The sequence below is a fragment of the Mesorhizobium shangrilense genome (genome assembly GCF_040537815.1).
Classification (GTDB): Bacteria; Pseudomonadota; Alphaproteobacteria; order Rhizobiales; family Rhizobiaceae; genus Mesorhizobium; species Mesorhizobium shangrilense.
In genome coordinates, this window is sequence record NZ_JBEWSZ010000045.1 from 1 (window position 1) to 1,161 (window position 1,161).

A 1,161-nucleotide genomic window follows, 5' to 3' on the forward strand; every position below is an offset into this window, starting at 1 on the left:
GGGAGAGCGACTATCTGGGGTGTCAAGTTGCATTTGCGAACTCGTTGCGCGCGTCGCGTGCTTTTGCATTGAGGATGACGAGAAGTTTTCGGGCGAGAGCGATGCGGATGAGCATTTTGGGCTTTCCCGCCTGCTGCAACCGTTGAGCGAACGCTTTGAGATGCGGATCGAACTTGGCCACGATGGCTGCGACGATGAAGAGGATGCCACGCGGCCCTGCGCGCCCGCCGCGCACATGCCTGTTGCCGGCGCGCCTTCCGCTGTCATTGGCGATGGGGGCGAGGCCTGCCAGCTTGGCGATGGCCTTGTTGGAGATGAGGCCGATCTCGGGCAGTTCGGCCATCAGGCGGGCAACGGTGCGGCCGGCCACACCCTTGAGCGAACGGAAGGCCGATCCCAGCCTGGCCCACAGCGGATCGTCGTCGATCATAGAGGCGATCTCGCCTTCCAGGCGCCGCTCCTCGCGCTTGAGGAAGGCCAGCATGGCCTCGATGCTGGCGCATGTCTCGGCATCGCGTGCGGCACTCTTGCGCTGCTTGTTGATAGTGGCATCGCCGACAACCTGGCAAAGCCGCCCAACCAGCGCGGCAAGGCGCTGCTGGGCAGTGCTGGGCGGTGGCGTCGGGACCGTCTTCTTGACTGCGCCGTAGTGGGCGATGACGGCAGCGTCGATCCGGTCGGTCTTCTCCAGATAGCCCATCGCCTCGGCGAAGCGGCGCACGCTTCTGGCATTGACCAGAGCGCACGGCATGCCGTGCGCCGACAAAAGCATGAAGCCCAGCCGCTCATAGCCGCCCGACGCCTCCATCACCGCAAGGGCTGCACCATGGCTGCGGCAGAACAGGCAAAGAGCTGCTATCCCCGCCGTGTCATTGGCGAAGCGCTCGGCCGCTCCGCCGGGCCAGACATGCGCGTCCAGCCAATCCTTCGAAACATCAACTCCACAAATGACCTTGTTCACGGTAACCTGCCTTGTGCGTACGGTTGGAACCAAGCGACTGTTCGGTCGTGCGTGACGAAGGCGAAGATCCCAAGCTCTCCCGCGGCTGTAACCTCAGGTGGTACGGGCGACTTCGCCAAGCCAAGGTCCGGGCGGCCGCCCGGACCTTGGCTCAATCGCTTCAATCCCACGAAATCTCTCTCGTGTAGATACAAGGTGGC

Annotated in this window: 1 protein-coding gene; it reads right to left on the reverse strand. The window is 63.7% G+C overall.

Features of this window, described 5'->3' with window-relative positions:
• Positions 1-22: 22 nt before the first annotated feature.
• The gene (locus ABVQ20_RS40430; protein ID WP_354465427.1) at positions 23-961 is read right to left on the reverse strand and encodes an IS110 family RNA-guided transposase; all 939 of its coding nucleotides are present in this window, start codon (positions 959-961) and stop codon (positions 23-25) included.
• Positions 962-1,161 lie beyond the last annotated feature (200 nt).